This is a genomic window from Pseudoalteromonas sp. T1lg75, from assembly GCF_002964705.1.
GTDB lineage: Bacteria > Pseudomonadota > Gammaproteobacteria > Enterobacterales > Alteromonadaceae > Pseudoalteromonas.
This window is the reverse complement of sequence record NZ_PQCD01000062.1, coordinates 222,404-246,659: the sequence shown is the minus strand read 5'-3', so window position 1 is coordinate 246,659 and position 24,256 is coordinate 222,404. Positions and strand designations below refer to the sequence as shown.

Here is a 24,256-nt window from a genome sequence, read left to right as displayed (position 1 = left end):
TCACCTGAAAACTGATAAATAGTGTGGTGCTTGTTTAGAATATATACAGCAGCAAAAGAAGGCGCTTTTTGCAAATGCAAAACGACAATTTTTCTATACTTTTTTACCGTCATAAAAGCGTCTTTTTGTGACCATAGACTAAACTTGAAGTATGCCAGTAAGGCATAACCACCTTGTTAGTGTAGTTGCAAAGGTGCAGTTATAATAACGACAAATTAGGAACGCGCTATGGATAAAGACCGCCTCGCTAAAAGCAGTAAAATGTACGTGCTCGACACCAACGTATTACTTCACGACCCCCTTGCTTTCCTTTGTTTCCAAGAACACGACGTTGTCATCCCGATGACGGTACTCGAAGAGCTAGACCATATAAAGGACAGAAAACGCGACGTCAGCCGCGATGCCCGCGTTGCCATTCGCGCCCTCGATGAAGTGTTGCGTGATGCCACTCCGGAGCAAATGCTCAAAGGGGTGATCTTACCCGATAACAAACGTGCGCCCGAGCAACCGCGCGGTAAGCTGATCATAGTCAATGACCACCTGTTTGCCGACAGTATTTCCGGTTTGCCGGGCAATGAAAATGACCATCGCATTATCAACTGTGCGGTCTATCTGCAAAAACAGTACAGCGACGCCAGGGTGGTCTTGGTTACCAAGGACATCAATATGCGCTTAAAGGCGAAGGGCGCAGGACTGCATTATGTCGAGGACTATCGTACCGATCAGCTGATTGACGACGTCGCCTTATTAACCTCTGGCTATAAAAAGGTGGAGGGTGACTTTTGGCAGCAGGTCGGTGAGTGTGAAACCGAGCAGCAAGGGCGCGATGCCTTGCATCATGTGTCGCGCGAGTTGGTGCCGGATGTTTTTGCCAATGAATACCTGCTCGATGAAAGCGGGCACTTCGCCGCTCGGGTGGTGGAGTATAACGATACCCATATCACCTTAAAAGATCTCGGGGTTGAGCGTTTAATGTCGCGCCAGGCCTGGGGTGTAAAACCGAAGAATGTCTACCAGGGCATGGCCATGGATGCCTTACTCGACCCGGATGTCGAGTTGGTGCTGCTGACCGGCCCGGCGGGCTGCGGTAAAACCAGTTTGGCGTTAGCCTGTGCGCTGGAAATGATCATCGAAAAAGGGGTGTACGATAAATTGATTGTCACCCGTAACACCCCAGAAATTGCCGAGTCGATTGGTTTCCTTCCGGGCACCGAAGAGGAAAAAATGGCCCCTTGGCTGGCGGCGATCACCGACTCTTTAGAGGTGTTACATAAGAGCGATGAAAACCCCATCTCCAGTCGCAACTACATCATGGAAAAGGCCAACATTCAGTTTAAATCGGTGAACTTTATGCGTGGGCGCAGCATTCAAAACGCCGTGGTGCTGCTCGATGAAAGCCAGAACTTAACCGCTTCTCAGCTAAAAACCATTATTACTCGCTGCGGCGCCGGTACCAAGCTGATCTGTTCAGGCAACCTAGCGCAAATCGATAGCAGCTACTTAACCCCGCTCACCTCGGGTTTAACCTATATTGTTGAGCGCTTTAAACACTTCGAGGGCAGTGCGACGATTAACCTTAACGGCGTGGTACGCAGTCGTTTAGCCTCGTTCGCAGAAGAAAACCTATAGCGATCAGTGCCGTACACCGTCTATTATAGGCGGTGTGCGCATTGCTTTTGTCCACTAATAAGGTATGGTTAGCTCATTATTGCTGGCATGCCTAAGACTTTGGCATGCCAAATTAAGTAAATAAACCACCTTGGTAACAAAACTACCGTAAAAATATAAAGTAAAGATCAATAACTCGGTCTAAACTGGTAGCAAAGGTGCGCTAAACAAATAACAAATACAGCTCAGCGGTAGGCCTGCACGGGACGGATTGTTGGGCAAGGTATAGCAAACAGGAAGGCTCATGAAGTCAGCAAAAATTCTCATTGTCGACGATGACGAATTAAACCAAGTGATTTTAACCAAAACCCTCGCTCCTCAATATCAGGTGCATTGTGTAAATGATGCCGAGGCCATGTTTGCTTGGCTTGAGGACAACACCGCCGATTTGATTTTGCTTGATATCATGATGCCGGGCATGGATGGCTATGAGGCGCTGAAACAGTTAAAGCACGACGAAAGAACACAGCCCATTCCGGTCATTATTATCTCCGCCAATGATTCCACCGGCGATGAAGCCAAGGGGCTTGAACTTGGCGCCATGGACTATATTACCAAGCCTTTTGGCAGCGCCATCGTGCGTGCCCGAGTGAAGAACCAACTGACCATTAAACAAAAAAATGACCTGTTGGAAATGCTCGCGAGCATAGATGGTTTAACGGAAATTCCTAATCGCCGTTATTTCGATGAGCACTTTGCGCGCGAATGGCGTCGCAGCGTGCGTGCCGGATTACCCTTGTCGGTGCTGCTAATCGACATCGACTACTTTAAGCGCTACAACGACAGTTATGGTCATCAAAAAGGCGATGAATGTTTGAAGAAGGTGGCGTCCGCCTTGGTCAACAATTGTCAACGAGGCAGTGACTTTATTGCCCGTTACGGCGGCGAGGAATTTGTTGCCGTATTACCCGGCAGTGAAGAGCTGACCGCTATGGCATTAGCCAATAAGCTGTGCAGAGTGATCAGCGAGCTCAATATTCCTCATATCGACTCACCCATTGCCGAGCACATTACCATCAGTATTGGTGCCACCACCTTTAATGGCGACAACAGCGACAGCTGCGAGATGGCGTTGATCGAAAATGCCGACAAGGGCATGTATCAGGCCAAGCAGCAAGGTCGCAACGGCGCTGCTTTCTACGGTTAAAAAAAGCCGCGTGGGCTAGTTAGCCCCGCGGTCTTGTTCATTTCTTTACAGCTTAGCTACCAAAGCCTGATAGGCGCTGTCGCCAACACTGATTAAGCGACCGGCCTTAAATACCAAAGGCGTGCATTCGTTTTTGCTGATCTTGCCGTCCGATTTAACGCTTTGCGTGGCATAAAACAGCACCTGATAGTCTTCACCTTGATGCGCAAAGGACTCGCTGAAGTCGGGCGTGCCCAAGGTTTCTTTGATCACCGAGGCGCTGTTACCTAGATCTAGGTGGGCAATATAGTCGCGATTTTGTCGCTGTTGTTTTTGCCAGTCGCTCGAGGCCCAATGAGCGTCTGCTTCACCGTCATTTACCGAAACAATACAACCACCCAATAGAGGCAGGCTGACAAGGGCGCAAAGAAGTGCTTTTTTCATTGTGTTATCCAATTTTTATTATCTGGTAGGCTGTGATTTAATCAAATACAGTGCCAAGATTTTTATTTCATATTTATCAATAAGTTATATTTTATTGTCGTAACTTGGTTGGTGCTATCACTAAACAAGTGGTGAATTTAACCAACACGATTACGAACTTCACCATCGGCAAAGGCACGAATATTCAATGCTAACTGGTGTATTAACCTGTCTCTGGCTTGTGACGACGCCCAGGCAATGTGCGGTGTCAGCAGCAGATTATCGCCGCGATAACGAACCAGGGGGTTATTCGGGTCGGCGGGCTCCTCGCTTAGCACATCCAGCGCAGCCGCCGCCAAGGTACCCTCCGCCAAGGCCGAGGCGAGATCCGCTTCGTTAATGATGGCGCCGCGTGCGGTGTTGACCAGCACTGCACTGGGTTGCATTAACGCCAGTGTCTCGCGGTTAATTAATTGCTCGGTTTCGGCGTTGAGCGGGCAGTGAATAGTGATAATATCCGCTTGGGCCAAAGCCTGCTCAAAGGCGATACGTCCGGGCCGCGGCGCCTGATTACGGCGCTCGGCTATAAGCACTTGCATATCAAAGGCATGGGCCACTTTGGCTACGGCTTGTCCAAGCTCACCATGGCCAATAATGGCTATTTTTTTACCCGCGAGCTCGGCGATGTCGTAATCAAGGCGACAAAACATATCGCTTTGTTGCCACGCGCCCTGGCGGCAATCATGAATATATCTATGCAGGTTATTGAGCAACAGGGAGATCAGGGTGAAGGTGTGCTGTACCACACTGGCGGTGGAGTAACCGGCGACATTGCATACCGCGATGCCTTGCGTTTGGGCGGCGTTAATATCTATGTTATTGGTGCCGGTGGCGGCGACACAAATCAGTTTAAGCTTGGGCAGCGCCTTTAGCTGCTCGGCGCCAAGGCGTACCTTGTTGGTGATGATCACTTCGGCATCGTCACAGCGCGCTACCACATCCTGCGGCCGGGTGAGCGCGTAGCTGTGCAGTTGACCCAAGGCTTCAATGGGCGCCAGCGAGTTATCACCCAAGGTGCTGGCGTCTAGCATAACGATTTTCATAATTGCTCTCCAAATGGGTTAGGGCGCTAGTTTTTCATGGTCTCGGGCGAAGCGCAAAATTAATCCTTGACCTTAGTGTTAACTCCAAGGTTTATAATGGCCGTTAAGTGAACAGCATAAGTGGAGGGATGCGGATGCGTATAGGTGAATTGGCCAAGCAGGTGGATATGAGTACGGACGCGCTGCGTTATTATGAGCAGCAAGGGTTGTTGAGCGAGCCGCAGCGCAATGCCAGTGGCTACCGTCAATATGGGCGCAAGCACATGGCACAATTGCACTTTATTCGCCGGGCTAAGGATGTCGGCTTTAGCTTGGAAGAAATTGCCGAGCTGTTAAAGATAAACTTTGAAAAGGCCCAGCATAGCTGCCAGGAAGTGAAAGACTTAACCCTGAGAAAGCGTGCGCTGGTGGCCGAGCGCATCGCCGAGTTAGAGCGTTTTCATGCCTCGCTGTCGCAACTAGCCGAGCAGTGCTGTGGCACCGGCGCACCAGCACAACATTGTTCCATTCTTACTGCCCTGGAGGACATAGATGGACTTAATCGGTAACTTTTGGCAACTGTTTGTACTGTCGGCACCCTGGTTAATGCTGGGGCTGCTGCTCGCTGGATTAATCAATGTTTACCTGCCCGCTAACTTTCTCAATCGTCATCTTGGCAAAGAGGGCCTCTGGACCACGGTTAAGGCGGCGCTAATTGGCGCGCCCATGCCCCTGTGCTCATGCGGAGTGATACCGGCGGCGGTGGGATTAAGAAGGGCCGGGGCCTCAAAAAGTGCGACCACCTCCTTTTTAGTTTCAACGCCGGAAACCGGGGTCGACTCTGTGTCTGTCTCCTATGCCTTATTAGGTCCCTTTATGGCGGTGATCCGGCCAATAGCCGCGGTGTGCAGCGCCATTGTCGCCGGCCTGCTGGTGGGGCGTGAGGACGGTGCGGATAACAGAGCAGCTGCGGCTGAACCCGCTAAAGCGAAGACCAGCGGCTGCTGTGCCTCCAGCACCAAGGCGGTTGTCGCAAGCAAACCGGCAGAAGCCTCGGGCACGCAGTCGAGTTGCTGCACCACCGAGGCTCGGGCGAATCCGCAAAGTGCCGACTGCTGCGCCACTCCCACTTCGGTGCCACAACCAGGGGCGAGTTGTTGTGGTAAAGATAAAGCCGCTGCGTCGCCAGCTCGGCAGACACAAGCATCCGCCTTCGCCAAGTTAAAGCAGGCGCTGCATTTCAGCGCCACCAAGCTGTTGCGCGACACCGCTTTATGGTTGCTCATCGGCCTGTTTTTTGCCGCCCTGGTCCAGACCTATGTGCCCACCTCTTATTTGAGTCAATGGGGTAATGGCATTTTGGCCATGGCGATAATGGTGTTGATCAGCATTCCCATGTATATCTGTGCCACCGCATCTACCCCCATTGCCGCGGGCCTGTTACTGGCCGGAGTGTCTCCCGGCGCGGTGTTGGTCTTTATGTTGGCAGGACCGGCGACCAATATCGCCACCTTGGGTGTGGTTGGCAAGGAGCTGGGACGCCGAGCCGTCGCCGCCTACCTAACTGGAGTGATAGGTGTGGCCTTGTTGTTTGGTGTGGCCACCGACTATCTGGTCGAGCAATTTGGCTTTAAGGTGACGCCTTTGGTGACACAGTATGATGAACTGTTACCGTCTTGGTTGGAGCTTGGCTCGGCGGTTATTTTGACCCTGTTACTGATACGCTCGCTATGGCTGAAATTTAGCCGCCAAGGGCAAGGCGAGGCTATATCTCACTGGTAAGAGTTGATAAACTTAGCGAATAAATTTCGGGCGCGATACAATAAGCGCCGTTTTTTTGCCTGCAGTAATAAGGTGAGCACCGTGGATAAATATGCAGATATAAGACCTTACAACGATGATGAAGTAGCGGCAGCCGTGGCTCGGCTGATAGCCGATAATGCTTTTGTCGATCTCATTGCTAAGCACAATTTGCCCGCTTGGTTGGCATCGTTGCGTCTTATTTCGCGGCCGCTGGTGCGCAGACAGTTACAGCGCAAGTGGGGACAGGTTAGCTCGGTAGAGCAGGTGCAGCTGGAGGTCGTTCATTACCTTGAGCAAATCGTTAATAACACCACCGCCAAGGTGACCTTTTCCGGTCTTGATAAACTGGATAAGAATCAGGCCTACCTGTTTATTTCCAATCACCGCGATATCGTTCTTGATCCGGCCCTGGTGAACTTTGGTTTGCACCAGCACAAGATGAATACGGTGCGCATTGCCATTGGCGATAACCTGTTACAGATCCCCTATATCACAGAATTAATGCGCTTAAATAAGAGCTTTATCGTTAAGCGCTCGGCCAAGGCGCCAAAAGAAATGCTTAAGGCACTCACCCAGTTGTCGGCCTATATTTACGACTCACTGAGCGAGGGGCACAGTATCTGGATTGCTCAGCGTGAAGGGCGTACCAAAGACGGCTTCGATCAAACCGATCCGGCGCTATTAAAAATGCTGCAACTCAATGGCCGTAAGCAAAAGAAAGAGTTTGCCGAGTATGTGCGCGAGCTTAAAATTGTCCCCGTGTCCATTTCTTACCAATATGAACCCTGCGGCTTAGCCAAGGCCAAGGAGCTGTACCATAAAAAGCATCATGGCGAGTACGTCAAGTCCGCCGGTGAAGACATCGAAAGCATTGTCGAGGGCTTTACCAGCGATAAGGGGCATGTGCACCTGGCCTTCGGTCAGCCCGTGAGCAATCACTGTGGCACCCCGGAAGACTTGGCGAAAACCATAGATCAGCAGATTGTTGAGTCCTTCTATCTGCACCCGGGCAACTACATTGCCGCCAAGCATGCCAATGCGGTGGTCGACTCCGAATCTGAGGATGTGAAGGCCTTTGCCAAGCGTATGGAAGCGATCCCTGAGCATCTGCGCGATCTGGTTACCGCCATTTACGCCAAGCCGGTATTACGTAAAGAGGAAATGGATAACCAGGGCTAATTTTCACTGGCAATTAGGCGCGGCAGGCATTAACGTTAGAAGTAGGGTTTTTGACCTTTTTGCTTTGAAGTGCCTATGCAACAGCTTGAAATATTCTCCATCGATAGCCCCTGCAAGGGGATATGTCAGGTCAATAGCCGCGGTTATTGTCGTGGCTGCTATCGGTCGCGAGAAGAGCGGTTTCATTGGAACCAGCTTACGGATGCGCAAAAGCGCCATGTCAATATGCTGTGCCAGCAGCGTTATAAGCGTTTTTTGGCGCGCCAGCAGGAGCAAGGACAACAGCCTCCGCTTATGGAGCAGGGCGAGCTAGATCTATAAGCCGTGCTTTTTGCGCAATTGCGCCACCACCCCACTTGCCTCTAACCCCTGTAACACTGCCAAGAGTTTGGGGATCTTATCCGCATGGCGCTTATGCACATAATGATAACTGTAATAGTTTTGCAGGTGATGACGGGTAAAGGGTTGTTCGGCGCGATAATGAGCCCCCGGCTTGAGGTGAAAATCCAGTAGCACCACCGCATCGACCTTATGCTGGGCCAAGAGGTTCAGCTGCGCCGTCACGCTCTCCAGTTTAATGATTTGACCACTGAAATTATTGCTATGCAGGTATTGCTCGGTCACCGGATAACCATTGCGGATAGCAACCCGGGAAAGCTCCTGCAAACTGCAATAGTGGCAACGAGTCAGCATAAAAAGCTCAAATTTAAACAGTGGGAAATCAACCCGTACCAGGTTTTCGTAGCGCGCTTCGATATTGGCAATGCGCCCCAGCTGACCGTCTAGCTCTCCTTTATCCGCCGCCGCTAGGGCCAGCGGATGAGCAAAGTCGATGATCGCCAGTTCATAGCCGAGCCGGGCGTAAGCGTGGGTCATCAGGTCGATGACAAAGCGCGCCTGGGCGGTGTCCGCTGGCTTATTAAAGGTCATCTTAGTGCTGTTGGTTGCGGCAGAGGCGTTACCTAGGGCACAAAATATAGCCACTAGCAGTAATCGCGGCAGCACTAAGGCAAAAATGTGTTGCATAAATACCTGCTGGCGTAACACTGCAACCTTGAAGAAAAAATTAGCGGAATAAGGGGGCAGTGGTTATCATTATTTTCATCAAGCACATGTTAAATTTGTGTGATGTGTTTTTCCATTTTAGGTAAACTAGAGTGGAAATACCAGCCCTAGCTTAACCGTGGCTCCATACACCTGGGTGCTATCTGTTATAGTATAGTTCGTGTCAGTTATTAAATAGTGTTGCAGTGATGAGTATCAATCTTTGCCGACTTCCGCGAGAAGAGAAATACCGAATTCAATTGGATTACGAGGCGTCATTTTGGGCGTATCAAATCATTCGTGGCAAAAATGCCCGAGATAAGGTTTATGAGGCCATTAATATGCGTCCGGTATCGGAGCAGAGCTATTTAAAACAGCAGTTTGAGCACTTTCTGGCGATGATGAGTGCCTCGCGATGAGCACCGCCCTGGCGCAACGTTTATCCCCCCTTGCCACGCCCCTGGTGAATAAATTTTATGATCGGGTTGGTGCTCGGGGCCGCGCCAACAAGCAAGACTTACTCTGGGTGGTGCGTTGTGACAACGAAATCGTGGCGGCGGCCAGAGTCAGTCGCCTCGAAGATCAGCACTTCTTATGCGGCGTGTTTGTCGACGCCGGTCATCGCCGCCGCGGACTGGCGGGTACGTTAATTCGCCAAATCTGCAGTGAGTTAAATGGCCCTATCTACAGTTTTATTTACCGGCATCTTCATCCTTTTTACGCCCAGTTAGGCTTTGCCGCCGTTGCCACCTTGCCGGAGCATTTGGCGTCACGCTTACACAGTTATCGCCGTCAGGGTCGTGATGTGCTGGCCTATTGCTATCGGGAGCCCAGGAATGCGTAGCTGCTGGCTGTTGTTATTGAGTTTATTTCTGGTCGCCACCGCCGGCGCCAAGGTACAGCGTTTGTCGCCCAGCGAAGGGCTGTCGCAAAGTTATGTCGGCAATATGGTCATCGACCACCAGGGCTACCTGTGGTTGGCCACCGAAAGCGGTCTGAATAAATACGACGGCTATCAGGTCAAAATCATCAGCGACAGCAAGGGTGAACTCGACGATGCCATGATAGATACCCTGCATATGGATAAACAGGGGCAAATTTGGACCTCGTCCGTTCTTAACGGCCTGTATCGCTACCATGACGGTAAAGGCGTGCTCGAACGTGTGGTCGCGCCGCCCAAGGAATTGGATACCGACTTTGCCACCGCGGTGTTTTCCATGCACTCCCTCGATGAGAACAGCATGCTGCTTGGCCGAGGTGGCGATGTTGCCTTGCTTAACCCCAAAAGTGGCGCCGTTACCAGCTTATTCAAGGTGAGCGAGGGTGAAAACCAGGCTTTGGTGCGGGTCTTTTTCGAGTATCAGCACTATATTTTTGTCGGCACCACCAATGGTGCCTTTGTGTATGATCTCAACAGCAAGCAGGTTCGTCCATTACAGCATTTGCCACCGGATAGTGTCGGCATGCACAGGGAAAATGTGAAATCCTTTGCCCTGGTCGATAACAGCAAGTTACTGATAGGGACTGTGAAAGGCCTATATGTTACCGATATCGCCGAGCTGGATACCATGTTTGCCGAGCCACAGCGCGAATTTCACAGCACTGTGTTGCTGCCGGAACTGAATATTTGGCAAATCAAACCCCAAGGCCTGGGTGTGCTGCTGTTGGCCACGGACAAGGGCCTGTTTGAATACCAGTGGCAAGCGAATCGCTTGCGTAAACAACAAAGGCTGGCTGGCACTCCCTATAGCCTGTCGGATCCCAGCATTATCAAAATGGTGGAAACAGAGCTAGGCGATATGTGGTTGGGTACCAAAAGCGATGGTGCCTTTTTTCTGCCCAATAAGCGCTTTGAATTTGACAATGTCACCGCCGATAACCTGGCTGGCGATGGCCTTTCCCATCATAATATCTGGAGTTCGGCACAAAGTGGCGACAGCTTATATTTGGGCACCCATAATGGCTTAACCATAGTCGATTTGGCGACCATGCAAAGCGAGGTGAAGTTTAAAAGCTATATGAGCGATGAGCTCGACAATGTGTTCAGCATTTACACCCTGATCCCTTATCGCCAGCAGCTGTTGATGAATACCACCCGTGGCTTATTCAGCTACAACAAGGACACGCAACAATTACGTAAGCTGCAGGCAAAAACGCCAGCAGGGCAGGCCTACCTTGAGGGCTACTTGCATGGCATTAGTCTGACCCCGGATGGTCGTCTTTTTGCGGTTAATCAAAATCAAGGGTTCTTCTATTTTGACTTAGCCAAACAACGCGTGCAGCCCTTGGGCGGCGATTTAGATAAGCACGACCCTTTCTTGGCCCTCGGATTCAGTGCGCCACTGGCGGATAGACCGTTGCAGCCGCTGTTTTTCTCCGGCGGTCAGCTGTTACGTTTCAATGCCCAAACGCAAACCCTGCAAATGCTGTATCAGGTGCCGCAATCGCACGGCAGCCTGGCAATCAACCTCAACGGCTATGTGGTGGATAACAACAATACCCTGTGGCTGTCATTTTCCAACTATGGTCTGGTGGCGTTGAATGCCAGCAACTTCAGTTTTATTAAACGCATCGACTTGCAGCGCCGTGGTCTGGGTAACTTGATGTATGACCTCATGCTCGATGACATGGGCATGGTGTGGATGAGCAGTCATAAGGGATTATGGCGATTTAACCCGCAAAATGAACACTTTTTCCAGTACACAAATCAAGAAGGCCTGGCCACCAATGAGTTTAACCTCGGCTCGGTAAGTCGCCGTGACGATGGTCGCCTCGCATATGGCTCGGTCAAGGGCGCCACCTTGTTTTATCCGCATCGCAATGTGCCGCAACGCGCCTTGTTGCAAGGGGTGAACTTTACCTCGGCAGAGCTTATGTATCGTGAGCTTAACTTGCCGATTATGGGGCCTTTAACCCAGGTGCATCTGGCTCATGACGACATAGGCTTAGAGATCACCTTCAGCGCCATGGCCTTTAATTATCAGGACAGGGTTATCTACGAGTACCAGCTCGATGGCAGTCAAAAAAGCTTTACTCGGGATAACAATCGGGTGGTGTTTCCGAAACTGAATCCAGGGGAGCACCTGTTACAGGTGTGGGCGCGGGATCCTTTTACCGGCGAGTCTACCAAGCCGGCAAGACTGAATATTAGCGTCGCTTATCCGCCATGGAGTTCACCCGGGTTTATCACCCTGTATGGTGTGATTGTCCTCAGCTTTATCGCCATGTGGATGTATCGTCGTAATCGCATTCAAAAAATGCTGATGGCGGCCCACAAACAAAGTAAAGAGTCGGCGGCGCGGCTGAAGTTGGCGCTTGAAGGCAGTCACTCCGGGGTGTGGGACTGGCACCAACATGAGAGTAAAATTTATCAGCCGCGGCTACGCGAGGAACTCGGTTATGACTACGAGCATTGTCAGCTGGATCAATATCTGGCACTGATCCACCCCGATGAGCGACAAAAATTCCGTATCGAGTGGCTGGAGTTTTTATCCACCGACAAGGGCTACTTCAATTGCGTTTATCGTTTGCGTCACAACAGCGGGCAGTGGCGTTGGTATAAAGACTTTGGCAAGGTGATGCAATGGGATGGCGCTCATCCGGTACAGGTTGCGGGCACCTACACCAACATGACTCGGGAGCTGGTGCTGGAAGAAAATGCCCGCATGTTTGGTGCTGCCTTTGAGCAGGCCAGTGACTGGCTGATTATTTTCGACTCCAAGCTACGTATTGTCGCCACCAACCAGGCACTGCGGGAAAACTTCGGCTATAGTGCCAGCAGCCCGTCTTCACGACGCCTTAATCTCGGCCTGTCTAAAAATGTGCGTATCAATTACCTGCGTATTCTTAAGGGCTTACGGGTTGGTGAGCATTACCAATGTGAAGAGCAGGTGGTGCTTAAAAGCGGCGAACAGGTTCCCGTTTTGTTAAAAATGAGCGCCGTCGCCGAGGGCGAGCAGCATAGCACCTGTTATATTGTGATGCTGACCGATATCAGCGAAGCCAAACAAACCCTGGTGACGCAGCAACAACAGGCGCACTACGACAGCCTCACCGGCTTTCCTAATCGCCCCCTGTTTATGGACAGGGTTGAACACGCACTGGAGCAGGCGCAAAGAGAAAATCGCGGCTGTGCGCTGTTGTTGATCAACCTGCCGTTGCCGGAGGCAGACGCCGGGGAGGCCGAAGCCGAGCAGCAGTTGTTGAGCCTAGTCTATCGTTTGCAACGGGCGATACGCTCGCAAGACAGTTTGGGACGAATCGAGCCGCACCAATTTGCCCTGCTGCTCGAAGACATCGATGAGCTGAAGCAGGTGCTGGCGGTGTGTCGCAAGGTGCAAGAGGTATTGATGCGGCCCTGCCAGGGCATGTTCGGCACCGCCAACGCCAGTGTTGGCGTGGCGCTATTCCCCGAAGATGGTCACCAGGGGGAGGCGCTGCTTAAGGGCGCCGAATTGGCCTTGTACCAGGCTAAGCGCAGTGGTCGCAATCAGTTCCATTTCTTCCAGCCGGAGATCAATGCACAGGTGCAGCGCAGTTTGGCCACCGAGCAGGCCTTGATGGCCGCCGCCGAGCAGTGTCAGTTTATTAATCATTACCAGGGTATATACGCCATGCAAAGCGGGCGCTTACATGGTTTTGAGGTCTTGCCCTATTGGCAACATGATGAGCAATTGTTAGCGCCTGGGGAATATGTTGAGCACATCCGCCAAACCCGATTATGGTCAAAGCTTATGTTGCAGACCCTGGAGCGGGCGGTGCTTGAATATCGCCTGTGGCATCGCCAACAGCCCCAGTTGCAGTTGTCCCTGGCAATCAATGGCCGTGAATTTAGCCAGCCGGGCAGCATGGGGGATATTCTCCATCTGCTGCACAGCCATGAGTTCCCGGTTGGCAGTCTGGTGCTGGAGATAGCGGTGCAGGATTGGCAACGCCTCGACAAGGATACCAAGCAGGTACTACAAGAGCTGGTCGTGGAGGGAGTGCACCTTTCTTTGCATATCAACACGCTGGATGACTTTTGCGTACCTGAGATAGGCGACGAGCTGTTTCATCAGGTTAAATTTGGCGCCGAGTTGACCAGCTTACTGTGCGTCGATTACAAGGCCTATAATAAGGTGAGCCGTTATATGTCTATTTTCAGCGCCATGAATATCGAGGTGCTTGCCTGTGGCGTTACCGATGCTAAAGAGCAGCGTCAACTGTTAAGTCTCGGCTGTACGCTGATGCAGGGCGATTGCCTGCAGCAGCCCTGTCATGGCGATGATGTCGCTAGGTTACTCGGCAAGGCCTGCATTATTCCAGATGATGGCCGCACTGGGGACAAAAGCGCTTAAGCAAGGGGTGTTGCTCGCGTACCTGCTCCTCTAGGTGCGCCGCCTCTTGGACGCTTAACCCGAGCTCCAGGCGAAGCTCATTAAGATCGACCCTATCTTTATGGCAGATAATGCCATCTTCCATGAGTTGATGCACCATTTCGCTGTAGGTTCTGCGCCGCTTACGCAATTGCTCGGAAAAGCTGGAGGCGAGAATACCGGTTGGAATCGCAACCATGCCCATGCTTAAAATGGTAATAATGCCACCGAAAATTTTTCCCAGGAGAGTGACCGGCACGGTATCGCCGTAACCCACAGTGGTTAAGGTGATGATGGCCCACCACATGGCGGCGGGAATGGAGCCGAACTTATCCGGTTGAATGTCATGTTCAAGCAGGTAAATGCCGCTGGCGGCAATAATGAGGATCACCGTCATAATAAAAAAGGCTGCCAGCAGGGAGCTGGCTTCTTCTTGTATGGTGCGTAACATCAGTTGCATGGCGCGCGAATGGCGGGTGAGTTTGAAAATACGCAGCAACCGCAGCACCCGTAAGAACCTCAGGTCGAAGGGCACTATAAACATCAATAACGACGGCAAGATGGCGATCAGATCGACGATGGCCATGGGCGAGATAAGATAGCGCAGGCGCCGTTTGGCAGGGCTCAATGGGCTCTCGTCAAAACGGTTTAAATCGACGCTAGTCCACACCCGGGCCAGGTATTCCACCGTGAAAATAAGCACGGAAACCAGCTCAAAGTAAGTAAAAAAGCGCCTATGCTCCTGTGCCATGCTGGGCACGGATTCGAGTACTATGGCGATCACATTGGCAAAAATTAAGGTCATTAAAAAGGCGTCGAAGGCATAACCGTAGCGCTTCGATTTACCGCGTGTTTCAAACACGTCGGCCAGTGTAGTTCTTATTCTTTTAATCATCTTGTGTTCTTTCATTGAGTACGCGACGCATATGAATGGTCCCTTCTTCAAAGTCACGGGTGATAGTAAACCCTAACTTACGGGCCAGTTCTATCATGCCAGTGTTCTCCCACAGCGTCATGCCCTCGATACTGCCAACGCCCTGGTGCCGGCAATAGTCGATGGCGGCGCCAAGCAGAATACGCCCCAAACCCAGCCCCTGAGCTTGGGAGCCGACCACTATGGCAAACTCTCCGACCTGGTTATCCGGATCCATGAGTACTCGGGACACCCCCAAGGTGACGTTTTCACCCTGATGTTTGCGGGTGACGATAAAGGCCATTTCTCTGTCATAGTCGATTTGCGTCATCTTTGCCAACTGCTCATGACTAAAGTGCGGCATTTCGCCGAAAAAGCGCCGATATCTGTCTTCCTTGCTAAGCGACTCGTCGAAGCGACGGTGGGCTTGCTCATCTTCCGGGCGTATCGGGCGCAGCAGCGCTTCGGAGCCGTCTTTAAGCGTGACCCAGCGTTCCAGTTCTTTCGGGTAGGGGCGAATGGCCAGGCGCTTGCGATGGGCAAGGCGTTGATAGCGGCTGATCCCTATGCTGGCGTCGAGTACCAAAAACTGGCCCTGGGTGGCCAGTAAGGGGTTTAGCTCCAGGCTGTGGATATCGGGCTGGTCGACGATTAACTGTGACACCCGGGTCAGCAGGGCGCATAAGCGATACTTGTCGACCTTTTCTGGCAAGGTGCGCTCTTTAAGCACGCCCTTATCCTGAGCATTGGCGATTAAATACTTGGCCAGGTTCATATTCAGCGGCGGTAAGGCCACCGCGGCCTGGGAGTAATCGAGGGCACTGCCGGCTTCGCCGAGCAGAATTACCGGACCAAACTGGGGATCGGTTTTTATCGCAATGCGTAGTTCATGGGCGCCGGCGCGCGGCGCCATGGGCTGAATGGCAAAGCCGTCGATGCGAGCTTCGGGATACACCTGGTTAATGCGCAGCAAGATGGCAAATGCCGCTTGCTCCACTTCCTGCTCATCGCTGAGGTTAAGTACCACGCCGCCGACCTCTGATTTACTGGCGATGTCGGGACTGATCAGCTTGAGCACCACGGGGAAGCCGCATTCGGCGGCTACTTCCGCAGCCTCACTTGGAGTCGTGGCAATATGGGTCTCCACCGTATCTATACCGTAATAGGCCAATAGTGGTGCCGCCTGATGGGTGCTGAGGTAGTGCTCGTCGCGACTGAGGTGGGCGCTGATCGCCGCCTGGGCGGCGTCGACCTGGATGTCCAGCTCATCGACAATGGACTCCGGGGTTTGCGTCAGGTGTTTTTGGTTACGGCGGTAATTGATCAAATGCATATAGGCACCGACCGCGCCCTCCGGGGTGCGATAGGTGGGAATGCCGCCCTGGGCGCAGATACGCCGGGCCTCATAGGCGGCGTCTTCACCCATAAAATTGGTCATCACAAAGGGGCGCTTGCGGGCATCGATTTGTGCCAAGGTGTCGACTATGATGCGGGCATAGTCGGCGCTCGGTGCCAATGCCGAAGGGGTGTGAATGATCAGCAGGTTTTCCACCTCCTTGGCCTCAAGAAGAATTTTTAGTGCCTGCTGATAACGCTGGGGGTCGGAGTCGCCGAAAATATCCACCGGATTCTGGGTGCTGTCCGCCTGCGGGATCACCTCGTTTAATGCCTGCAAGGTGGTTTCGCTAAGCTCACAGAGCTTGCCCGAGCTTTGCACCAGGCTGTCCACCGCCATCACCGCCGGGCCACCGCCATTGGTCAAAATGCACAGGGGTTCGACCTTAAGCAGTTTCGGGTGCAGGGCCAGCGTTTGCGTGGCGGCAAACAATTCGCGTAAATCGTTTACCCGCAGCATACCGGCGCGCTGGATCAGGGCGTCGTAGACCGCATCGCAGCCACTGGCTCCGCCGGTGTGCGCCAGTGCTGCCTGCGCGCCGGCGTCGGTGCGTCCGGTTTTAATGACGATCACCGGTTTACTAAAGGCGGCGGCCCGGGCTGCGGAAATAAAGCCACGAATATCTTTAAGATTATCAATGTATAACAGCACTGCCTTGGTGCGGGCGTCGCGGCCTAGAAAGTCCAGTAATTCACCAAAGTCGATATCGAGGCAGTCGCCCACCGAGATAAAGTAAGAAAAACCAATATCCTTATGTTGTGCCCAATCCAAAATGGTCGAACACACCGCCGCCGACTGAGAAATAAAGGCGACCTTGCCGGGGCGGGTCACGGTATGGGAAAAACTGGCATTGACGCCTAGGTGGGGGATCATCAGACCCAAACAATTGGGCCCCATCAGGTTGACCTGCTGAGCTTTACAATGTTGTTGTAATTCGGTTTTTTGTTCTTCGCTAAGGCCCGCCGCGACCACGATGACGTTGCGGCAGCCTTGTTTGGCAAGGTCGCTGATCAGTGGCAACAAGGTGGCCTTGTTGGTGCAGATAATGGCAATGTCCGGTGTTTGCGGTAGCGCCGCGATATCGGCGTAGGCCAGCACTCCGTGTACCGCCTCATATTTGGGGGTGACCGGCATAATGGGGCCGTTAAAGCCACCCTGTAGCAGGTTGCGCATCACAATGTAGCCCGGGCGCATGGGATTGTTTGAGGCGCCGACAACAGCTATGGATTTAGGGTTGAAGAACTGACTAATGCGTTTTACGCTCATAGCTTACTCGTTTTGGTACACTGGATACCGAAATATAGTCTCATACTTGCTGCAAAAAGGAAGCATCAATGCATAAAAGTATAACGCATATCATATTTTACCCGCTTTTCTCCTGGCCTTGGGGCTGGCCTCCATAGGTATCTTACTCAGCAATGCCATCGTCGAGTTTAAGGCCATGGATCGCACCGTGGTGGTGAAGGGATTAGCGGAGCAGCAGGTACAGGCGGACACCGCCATTTGGCCCATCGTTTTTACCGAGGCCGGTGAGCAGCTCGAAGAGGTCACCGCCGCGGTGCAACAAAAACAAGATGCGGTGGTGGCATTTTTAAAGCTGCATGGCTTTAGTGACGAGGAGATCTCCTTCGGCCAGGTGACCGTGGTCGATAAAAAGGCGCAGCAGTATGGCTCGGAGCAGGTCGGCCTGCGCTATCTGGTTAGCGCCAATATGTCGGTGTACAGCCAAAGCCCTAATCAGGTGCGCCATGCCAGCAGCCAGATCGGTGAGTTGGCCAAGCAGGGCATTGCCATCGGCGGTGACCGTTACACTAACCGTATCGAATACCTGTTTACCGGTTTAAACGATATCAAGCCGCAGATGATAGAGCAGGCGACCCGCAACGCCCGCGAAGTGGCGCTTAAATTTGCCCGCGACTCGGACTCGACACTCGGTAAGATTAAATCGGCGCGCCAAGGGCAGTTTAGTATTAGCAATAGGGATTCAAGCTCGCCGCACCTGAAGAAGGTGAGGGTGGTCAGTACCGTTGAGTATTATTTGGTGGACTGATGTCAGGACGCTGACAAGAAGGCACCTTCAGGGATGAATTTCTTGCACAGAGGTTAGTTCATGTCGCGTTGGGTGAGCGCGTTAAGAAAATAGTCCGATGAACTATTTTTAGCAAGCGAACGCCTTGAGCCAGCGAAAGGCCGGGGACGGCAACCAAAGAGGGAGTGGTTCGACTCCCTCTTTTAAAACTTATATTTTAATTTTGCTCAAAATTACGTCGGATTTCCCAATTATGTTGTTGGTTTTAACTCCAGTTTTTTGGTGGATGGCAACAAAATATTCAACAGGGTATTTAATTGTAGATAAAACCTCTTTAGGTGAATTCCGGCTTTTATCGAGTGGCGATGGCCAGTTAATTGATATGTTTCCTTCGGAAGCGTCTATGCGACATGGTAGTTTTCTGCCCTTAATGCTGGTCATCGATGTGCCATCTGTATTCAAAAATTGTACCGAGCAATGATATAAGTTTTCATCTGCATGAAACCCATTGATTACATAGTCAAAAGAAACTTGAATCTCGTGTTTTCTTTGCTCTAACTCGGCTTTTTCTTTGACCACAATATTAGAGAGAGCGGCGGTGCTCATATCAAATTCAGAGTAATCGGTAGATGCGCAGCCGGCTAGGGTTAAAGCTAAACTCAAGGTGCAAATTTTTTTCATTATTTCTTCCTTAAAATATAAAAAGTTATTATTGAGAGGCAGAATTTTATCTAAACCTGTCTCATTTTTTTAACTTACCTTGTACCATATAAGCGGTATCGCTTACTAGTTCTGTGCTTAGAGCGGTTTGCCTTAATTCCCAGGGCAAAATGGCGCACGGGGTTCTCTTTAAGAAATCCTGAAATTCGCAAACCTCCATCCTATTTTCAATATAAAAAGATGCTCCTTTTTGGCTTGCAGTGGTTTGGTGTTATCCCCCTTACATTGCATCCGAAACGACATACGAGAGGAGTGATAGCTCGCACCAAGCTGATGAAAGCAGGCCTAGGGCTATCCTATTCATGCTGGTTCGATTCATTTCCCGAAGTCCATTAGGGAATTGATGCAATGTCGGAGCGTTTAGGGGCTCTTAGGTGCCGTCGCCACCATAATTACAGCTCTTATGGTTAATTCGCCAGGCTAAATTAACGCACTAATTGATAGAATCATCTCAAAAAGTTTAAATGATACTAATTATCATTTAAACTACCCCGGTTGTTAGCCAATGGAATTGCAGTTTGAAACGCGTAGCACGAAAAATTCATTTGACCCTGGCGCTGGTGATCAGCGTTTTTTTAGTGCTGATGTCACTCACCGGGGCGCTTTTGATCTATGCCAAGGATATCCAACTGGCGGTGAATCCTGAGCTGTGGCAGCGCGCCACATCAGAGGCGCCCTTGGATCTGGATACCCTGTATCAAAAAGTACAGGAGCAGAGCGGGCAAAAGATAGAGTTTATCAGTATAGAAGAAGATAGCCGCTGGGCCTGGCAGGCAAGGCTGGCCGATGGCAGTTATGCGAGCCTGGAGCCAAGCACGGGAGAGGTACTGCATAGCTACGATTATTACGACACCTTGTACGGCTTTACCATGGGTCTGCATCGCTGGTTATTATGGCGCGACGGTGAGGGCAAAATGCCGCTGCGCAACTGGGTGTCAACCATGGCGCTGGGCTTTATGCTGGTGCTCTTGGTCGGTTTTTATCTCTGGGCCAAGCCCAAGCAACGCTTAAAACGTCTGAAGATAAACCGACGCGCCAAGGCCCGGGTGATCAACCGCCAGGTGCACCATGTGCTCGGCGTGTATACCTGCTTGCCCTTGCTACTTATCGCCTTTTCCGGCATTGCCTTTAACTGGAAGGCGCCGACACAGGCTGTGGTCAACGCCGTGCTGCCGGGGCAGGTTGAACCCCGCCCTCAGGTTGACGACATTACCCCCATGGCGCAAACGCACTTCCAAGAGGCATTTAAAAAGGGCCTGGCCGTGTTTCCGGAAGCTGCCTTGTTTCGCATTTATTTCCCTAAAAGCCCGGAAAAGCCTTTGGCGCTGCGCCTCAAACAGCCTGGTGAAAGCCATGCCTATTCCTGGGTCTGGATGAATCCTTACAGCGCGCAAGTGATTAATAGTTTCGATGGCGCAGCCGCCAATCTGCCGACTCAGGTATGGAATTTTAAATACAAGTTTCATATCGGTGATTTTGCCGGGCCCCTAGTGCAGGTGCTCTGGTTGTTGCTGAGCCTATTACCGGTATTCTTTGTGGTTTCCGGGCTGGTGATGTGGCGGGGACGAAAATAAAAAACGCCGGTCACTGACCGGCGTTTTTTCATTCTAATCTCAATAGTAAGATTAGGCGGCTTGCTTCTTAGCAACCCATTCGGCCACCATTTCTTCAAGCAGGTTTAACGGTACCGGGCCGTTTTTCAATACCACGTCGTGGAACTGACGAATATCGAACTTGTCACCCAGAGCCCTTTTCGCTTGCTCACGTAGCTCAACTATCTTCAGCATGCCGACCTTGTAGGCGGTGGCTTGCGATGGCATTACGATATGACGCTCAACCATTTTCACCGCATCCGAGGTGGCATTCGGTGTGTTGTTCACGTAGAAATCGATGCCTTGCTGACGTGTCCAACGTTTGGCGTGGATACCGGTATCAACAACCAGGCGACAGGCGCGCCATAATTCCATGGCCAGGCGACCAAAGTCGGAATAAGGGTCTTGGTATAGGCCCATTTCTTTTGGCAGTAGCTCAGAGTAGAGTCCCCAGCCCTCTGTATAGGCGGTGAAGCGGCCAAACTTACGGAAGCTAGGCACGCCTTCAAGCTCTTGGGCAATGGCGATTTGCATATGGTGACCTGGGATCCCTTCGTGATACGCCAGGGCTTCCAATTGATAGGTCGGCATGGCTTCCATATCGTACAGGTTGGCATAGTAAACACCCGGGCGTGAGCCATCTGGCGCAGGCTGCTGATAGAAGGCTTTACCCGCAGACTTTTCACGGAAAGCTTCTACCGCCTTCACGGTTAAATCTGCCTTAGGCTTAACGATAAACAGCTCGTCTAAACGACTCTTCATATCATCGATTACGCGTACCGCTTCGGCCAAGTAGGCATCGCGGCCTTCTTGGGTATCCGGGTAGTAGAACTGTTTGTCGGTTTTCATAAACTCCATAAAGGCTTTGAGATCGCCCTCGAAACCCACCTTTTCCTTGATCGCACGCATTTCATCATGGATGCGCTGCACCTCGGCAAGACCGATAGCATGAATTTGCTCTGCCGTTAGGTCGGTGGTGGTGGTGCGCTCAAGCATGGTGTTATAGAAGGTTTTACCGTCCGGGAACTTCCAGGCGCCGTCGCGCTCATCGGCACGCTTTTCAAGCTGCTGCAGGTAACCGATAAGGCTGGCGTAAGCCGGCTTAACCGACACCTTAAGGGCTTCGGTGGCCTCGGCGATAAGGGCTTGTTTTTGCTCTGCGCTTATCTCCAGTTTATCGATTTTGCGTTTAAAGTCGGCCAGCAGGGTTGAATCCTGATCGCCACCGAAAGGGGCTCCGGTAATGATGTTTTGGCTTGCTTCAATCACATGAGGGAACACGAACTTAGGTGCAATGATGCCCTTGCTGGCTCGGATTTCCAGGTTTTCTTCCAACTGGGCAAACAGCTTAGGCACGCCGTTTAAACGGGCGATGTACGCCTGGGCTTCTTCCACATTGGCAATGCTGTGCTGGTTAATTAAAAACGCCGCTACCATGGAGTGAGTACCATACATCTGGTTCACCGGGTAGGTGTGGTAGCGCCATTGGAAATCATTAATGCTTTCTTCAAGGTTTTGCTGCATCAGGTCATAGCTCACCCCAGTGGTGGCATCAAGCTTGTTGCGATCGATGGTTTTCAGCATCTCCAGATCTGCCTTGGCCAATGCCAGGTCTTCTAGGGCGCGCTCTTCGCTTTGGTCATCCCACTTATCATAGTCTTTTTTAATACCCATATAAGTTTGGAATGTAGGGCTACGCATGATGTTGCGATTAAAGACTTCTTCAAAAAAAGCGTTGGCTTTTTCGACTTCGCTTTGAGCAACTTCTTGTACCGGCGCCGGCGTTGCGGCCGGTGTGCTGGTGCTTTGTGTATTTTGACAACCGGCCAGCAGTGTGGCGCTGATGGCTGCGGCGATAAGTGTTAGCTTGCGCATAGTTATTTTACCTATCCTTTCACTTGTTGTTGTGCGAGGGCTGATGCCCCGCGAAAGTTAAAATAATCTTGTTGTAGTATGGCCGCCTGGGAGGCAGCCTTAAAATGGATTTACTGTGTAGCCTTGTTGCTGCAGTTGCGCATGGGCGGTCATGGCGGAAAGCGCCATTTGTACGCCGGGGATCAACTGCTCGGCGCTGATCTGGTAATGGGTTGCCGACTGACCGCATACATAGACTTGGGTGTTGTTATCCAGTAACTGTCTGAGCAAGGCCTGGTTTTTGTTATCGACCCCAAAACGTTCTTGGTAGTATTTATTGCTTAATACATCGACCGAGGCGCCACCATGAACAACCAGAGCTAATTCAATATTTTCTGGTTTAACCCCATGCGCAACATGCATATTGATAAAGCGTGCCAGGGAGTTAATGTGGTTGTTCTGCTCACCGGCTTTGGCCGCAGGGGCCACATCGAAGGCAATTTTAAAGCGGGTATCCGGGGTGATGGCGGCATGCTTTGGCACTTGGTAAAAGTAACCAAAGTCTTTAATGACAGGGTTTGCTTCTTCGCCGTAAGCCCAGGGGCTCAGTAAAAAAATTGCTAATAGCAAACCTGTCAATTTCATTATTCTTATCCTAGTTATTGTTAGGGTCTGTTGACCTTTGTTGTTTGTTTCTGCAGTCGTTTGTAGCGGATTTATACAAGGCGGCACATGTGTGGTGTAGTTATTCTACATAAACATGTAACAACACAGTAGAAATGCGCTACAAGCGCTGCCCTGCGGGTTCATCTAAACGCCTCCTGCTCTGTGTTGCTCGCTATGTACATAGAATGACTATGCATCATAACGAGCGTCGTGATCAGGAGGCGTTTAGATTGAACATAAAGTAAACCGCAAAGATAAACAGACCCTATTAAACGAACATTTCCAGCAATTCATTGAGATACCTATGGCCGCGCTCGGTCACCCGAATATGGGTGTTGTCACGGCTGAGCAAGCCTTGCTGTTGCGCCGCTTGTAACTGAGCTTCAATCTGGCTTAGGTCTAAGCCAGTGTATCGTTGAAACTCATCAAGGGGGCAGGGCTCGGCTAAGCGCAAACGGTTCATCATAAACTCAAAGGGTCGCTCGTCGTCGGTTACGGACCACTGCCTGTATAAATAGGGTTTGGTAAGATCCATATAACCGCGCGGGTGCTTCACCTTCTCGGTGCGTACTATGTCGCCATCGGGTTTGGTTATTTTGCCATGGGCGCCACAGCCTATGCCTATATAATCGCCAAACCGCCAATAATTCAAGTTGTGTTGGCATTGATGGCCGGGTTTTGCGTAACCAGATATTTCATACTGCTGATAACCCGCCTCGCGCAACAGTTCCTGGCCCAACTCCTGGATCTGCCACAGGGTGTCGTCTTCGGGCAGGGTCGGCGGCTTAGAATAGAACTGGGTGTTGGGCTCGATGGTCAACTGGTACCAGGAGATATGCGGCGGGTTTAAGGCGATGACCTGGCGTAGATCCCCAAGGGCATCGTCAATGCTTTGCCCTGGCAGGCCATGCATTAAGTCCAGATTGAAGCTGCGCAGCCCGACTTGGTGTGCTTGCTCGGCCGCACGCTTGGCTTCATCGGCACTGTGGATGCGCCCCAGGGCTTTGAGCTTGTCCTGCTGCATGGATTGCACGCCGATGGAAATACGGTTCACACCGGCTTTTACATAGTCGGCAAAGCGCCCGGATTCCACCGTGCCCGGGTTGGCTTCCAGGGTAATTTCTGCATTGTCGGCCAGCGGCGTAAGTTTACGCACGCCGTCGAGCAGGGTTTGCAGCGCTTCACCCGATAACAGGCTCGGCGTGCCGCCACCGATAAAAATACTGTGAATAGGGCGTCCGGCCGCAAGCGGGGCATCGGTGCGCAAGTCGGCAAGCAGGTGCTGCACATATTCCTGTTCGGGGATCTGCTGTCCTTTTTGACCGTGACTATTAAAGTCGCAGTAAGGGCATTTTTGTACGCACCAGGGAATATGAATGTATAGACTTAATGGAGGCAGGGTCACGC

At 51.6% G+C, this 24,256-nt stretch carries 20 protein-coding genes; 11 read left to right on the top strand and 9 right to left on the bottom strand.

All coding sequences use genetic code 11. The features are described from left to right. The first annotated feature begins 228 nt into the window (after positions 1-228). Together C2M36_RS16200 and C2M36_RS16195 are read left to right on the top strand one after the other, a co-directional pair. Positions 229-1,629, top strand: a complete 1,401-nt coding sequence (locus C2M36_RS16200) for a PhoH family protein (protein ID WP_105255785.1) — start codon at positions 229-231, stop codon at positions 1,627-1,629. A 283-nt stretch (positions 1,630-1,912) separates the two neighbouring features. Further along, positions 1,913-2,815 (top strand): diguanylate cyclase, encoded by a 903-nt coding sequence (locus C2M36_RS16195; RefSeq protein WP_105255784.1) that lies wholly within the window; start codon positions 1,913-1,915, stop codon positions 2,813-2,815. 45 nt (positions 2,816-2,860) lie between these two features. Here C2M36_RS16195 and C2M36_RS16190 read toward each other — a convergent pair whose 3' ends face one another. Further along, positions 2,861-3,238: a DUF3192 domain-containing protein gene (locus C2M36_RS16190; protein ID WP_105255783.1), complete on the bottom strand. Its 378-nt coding sequence runs from the start codon at positions 3,236-3,238 to the stop codon at positions 2,861-2,863. A 137-nt stretch (positions 3,239-3,375) separates the two neighbouring features. After that, entirely contained in the window at positions 3,376-4,320 is a 945-nt protein-coding gene (locus tag C2M36_RS16185) for a D-2-hydroxyacid dehydrogenase (RefSeq protein WP_105255782.1), read from the bottom strand. 134 nt (positions 4,321-4,454) lie between these two features. Between C2M36_RS16185 and zntR the strand changes: the two genes are divergently transcribed. From zntR to C2M36_RS16165, 4 genes are all read left to right on the top strand, one after another. Beyond that, complete coding sequence (gene zntR / locus C2M36_RS16180; RefSeq protein ID WP_105255781.1) at positions 4,455-4,868, top strand: Zn(2+)-responsive transcriptional regulator; 414 nt, start codon at positions 4,455-4,457, stop codon at positions 4,866-4,868. Then, complete coding sequence (locus C2M36_RS16175; protein ID WP_105255780.1) at positions 4,852-6,081, top strand: SO_0444 family Cu/Zn efflux transporter; 1,230 nt, start codon at positions 4,852-4,854, stop codon at positions 6,079-6,081. The genes zntR and C2M36_RS16175 overlap by 17 nt, the downstream gene beginning before the upstream one ends. An 81-nt stretch (positions 6,082-6,162) precedes the next feature. After that, positions 6,163-7,281 (top strand): lysophospholipid acyltransferase family protein, encoded by a 1,119-nt coding sequence (locus C2M36_RS16170; RefSeq protein ID WP_105255888.1) that lies wholly within the window; start codon positions 6,163-6,165, stop codon positions 7,279-7,281. Positions 7,282-7,356: 75 nt separating this feature from the next. Continuing rightward, positions 7,357-7,602, top strand: coding sequence for a DUF1289 domain-containing protein (locus C2M36_RS16165; protein WP_105255779.1), 246 nt, complete (start codon positions 7,357-7,359; stop codon positions 7,600-7,602). Here C2M36_RS16165 and C2M36_RS16160 read toward each other — a convergent pair. Beyond that, positions 7,597-8,307 carry a substrate-binding periplasmic protein gene (locus C2M36_RS16160; RefSeq protein WP_105255778.1) on the bottom strand — a complete coding sequence of 237 codons (711 nt, stop codon included), beginning with the start codon at positions 8,305-8,307 and terminating at the stop codon, positions 7,597-7,599. The genes C2M36_RS16165 and C2M36_RS16160 overlap by 6 nt on opposite strands. A gap of 227 nt (positions 8,308-8,534) precedes the next feature. On the opposite strand from C2M36_RS16160, the gene C2M36_RS16155 reads away from it, so the two are divergent. Genes C2M36_RS16155 through C2M36_RS16145 form a run of 3 tightly spaced genes read left to right on the top strand, consistent with a single transcriptional unit; the run spans position 8,535 to position 13,661 of the window. Continuing rightward, positions 8,535-8,744 carry a DUF3283 family protein gene (locus tag C2M36_RS16155; protein ID WP_105255777.1) on the top strand — a complete coding sequence of 70 codons (210 nt, stop codon included), beginning with the start codon at positions 8,535-8,537 and terminating at the stop codon, positions 8,742-8,744. Further along, entirely contained in the window at positions 8,741-9,169 is a 429-nt protein-coding gene (locus C2M36_RS16150) for a GNAT family N-acetyltransferase (RefSeq protein WP_105255776.1), read from the top strand. Before C2M36_RS16155 ends, C2M36_RS16150 begins: the two co-directional genes overlap by 4 nt. Next, positions 9,162-13,661, top strand: coding sequence for an EAL domain-containing protein (locus tag C2M36_RS16145; protein ID WP_158678976.1), 4,500 nt, complete (start codon positions 9,162-9,164; stop codon positions 13,659-13,661). The genes C2M36_RS16150 and C2M36_RS16145 overlap by 8 nt, the downstream gene beginning before the upstream one ends. Here C2M36_RS16145 and C2M36_RS16140 read toward each other — a convergent pair. Together C2M36_RS16140 and C2M36_RS16135 are read right to left on the bottom strand one after the other, a co-directional pair. Continuing rightward, positions 13,621-14,574, bottom strand: coding sequence for an ion transporter (locus C2M36_RS16140; protein ID WP_199883057.1), 954 nt, complete (start codon positions 14,572-14,574; stop codon positions 13,621-13,623). The two genes, C2M36_RS16145 and C2M36_RS16140, sit on opposite strands and share 41 nt — an antisense overlap. Further along, positions 14,567-17,254 carry a bifunctional acetate--CoA ligase family protein/GNAT family N-acetyltransferase gene (locus tag C2M36_RS16135; RefSeq protein ID WP_105255774.1) on the bottom strand — a complete coding sequence of 896 codons (2,688 nt, stop codon included), beginning with the start codon at positions 17,252-17,254 and terminating at the stop codon, positions 14,567-14,569. The genes C2M36_RS16140 and C2M36_RS16135 overlap by 8 nt, the downstream gene beginning before the upstream one ends. Before the next feature lie 118 nt (positions 17,255-17,372). On the opposite strand from C2M36_RS16135, the gene C2M36_RS16130 reads away from it, so the two are divergent. Further along, positions 17,373-18,038, top strand: coding sequence for an SIMPL domain-containing protein (locus tag C2M36_RS16130; protein WP_234399193.1), 666 nt, complete (start codon positions 17,373-17,375; stop codon positions 18,036-18,038). A 189-nt stretch (positions 18,039-18,227) separates the two neighbouring features. On the opposite strand, the gene C2M36_RS16125 is transcribed toward C2M36_RS16130, so the two are convergent. Next, complete coding sequence (locus C2M36_RS16125) at positions 18,228-18,698, bottom strand: hypothetical protein (RefSeq protein ID WP_105255773.1); 471 nt, start codon at positions 18,696-18,698, stop codon at positions 18,228-18,230. A gap of 557 nt (positions 18,699-19,255) precedes the next feature. Here C2M36_RS16125 and C2M36_RS16120 point away from each other — a divergent pair. Next, positions 19,256-20,311, top strand: coding sequence for a PepSY-associated TM helix domain-containing protein (locus C2M36_RS16120; RefSeq protein ID WP_105255772.1), 1,056 nt, complete (start codon positions 19,256-19,258; stop codon positions 20,309-20,311). A 51-nt stretch (positions 20,312-20,362) separates the two neighbouring features. Here the strand turns inward: C2M36_RS16120 and C2M36_RS16115 are convergent, their stop codons facing one another. From C2M36_RS16115 to hemW, 3 genes are all read right to left on the bottom strand, one after another. Next, on the bottom strand, positions 20,363-22,204 hold the full coding sequence (locus C2M36_RS16115; RefSeq protein ID WP_105255771.1) for a DUF885 domain-containing protein: 1,842 nt from the start codon (positions 22,202-22,204) through the stop codon (positions 20,363-20,365). 99 nt (positions 22,205-22,303) lie between these two features. Then, on the bottom strand, positions 22,304-22,828 hold the full coding sequence (locus C2M36_RS16110) for a DsrE family protein (protein ID WP_105255770.1): 525 nt from the start codon (positions 22,826-22,828) through the stop codon (positions 22,304-22,306). 289 nt (positions 22,829-23,117) lie between these two features. Then, positions 23,118-24,254 (bottom strand): radical SAM family heme chaperone HemW, encoded by a 1,137-nt coding sequence (hemW, locus tag C2M36_RS16105; protein ID WP_105255769.1) that lies wholly within the window; start codon positions 24,252-24,254, stop codon positions 23,118-23,120. Between the last annotated feature and the right edge of the window lie 2 nt (positions 24,255-24,256).

Coding starts and splice junctions, on each gene's coding strand:
- C2M36_RS16195 (WP_105255784.1), top strand. CDS start 1,913: ATGAAGTCAGCAAAAATTCTCATTGTCGACGATGACGAATTAAACCAA.
- C2M36_RS16200 (WP_105255785.1), top strand. CDS start 229: ATGGATAAAGACCGCCTCGCTAAAAGCAGTAAAATGTACGTGCTCGAC.
- zntR (WP_105255781.1), top strand. CDS start 4,455: ATGCGTATAGGTGAATTGGCCAAGCAGGTGGATATGAGTACGGACGCG.
- C2M36_RS16160 (WP_105255778.1), bottom strand. CDS start 8,307: ATGCAACACATTTTTGCCTTAGTGCTGCCGCGATTACTGCTAGTGGCT.
- C2M36_RS16150 (WP_105255776.1), top strand. CDS start 8,741: ATGAGCACCGCCCTGGCGCAACGTTTATCCCCCCTTGCCACGCCCCTG.
- C2M36_RS16165 (WP_105255779.1), top strand. CDS start 7,357: ATGCAACAGCTTGAAATATTCTCCATCGATAGCCCCTGCAAGGGGATA.
- C2M36_RS16125 (WP_105255773.1), bottom strand. CDS start 18,698: ATGAAAAAAATTTGCACCTTGAGTTTAGCTTTAACCCTAGCCGGCTGC.
- C2M36_RS16145 (WP_158678976.1), top strand. CDS start 9,162: ATGCGTAGCTGCTGGCTGTTGTTATTGAGTTTATTTCTGGTCGCCACC.
- C2M36_RS16135 (WP_105255774.1), bottom strand. CDS start 17,254: ATGAGCGTAAAACGCATTAGTCAGTTCTTCAACCCTAAATCCATAGCT.
- C2M36_RS16115 (WP_105255771.1), bottom strand. CDS start 22,204: ATGCGCAAGCTAACACTTATCGCCGCAGCCATCAGCGCCACACTGCTG.
- C2M36_RS16140 (WP_199883057.1), bottom strand. CDS start 14,574: ATGATTAAAAGAATAAGAACTACACTGGCCGACGTGTTTGAAACACGC.
- C2M36_RS16110 (WP_105255770.1), bottom strand. CDS start 22,828: ATGAAATTGACAGGTTTGCTATTAGCAATTTTTTTACTGAGCCCCTGG.
- C2M36_RS16185 (WP_105255782.1), bottom strand. CDS start 4,320: ATGAAAATCGTTATGCTAGACGCCAGCACCTTGGGTGATAACTCGCTG.
- C2M36_RS16190 (WP_105255783.1), bottom strand. CDS start 3,238: ATGAAAAAAGCACTTCTTTGCGCCCTTGTCAGCCTGCCTCTATTGGGT.
- C2M36_RS16155 (WP_105255777.1), top strand. CDS start 8,535: ATGAGTATCAATCTTTGCCGACTTCCGCGAGAAGAGAAATACCGAATT.
- C2M36_RS16175 (WP_105255780.1), top strand. CDS start 4,852: ATGGACTTAATCGGTAACTTTTGGCAACTGTTTGTACTGTCGGCACCC.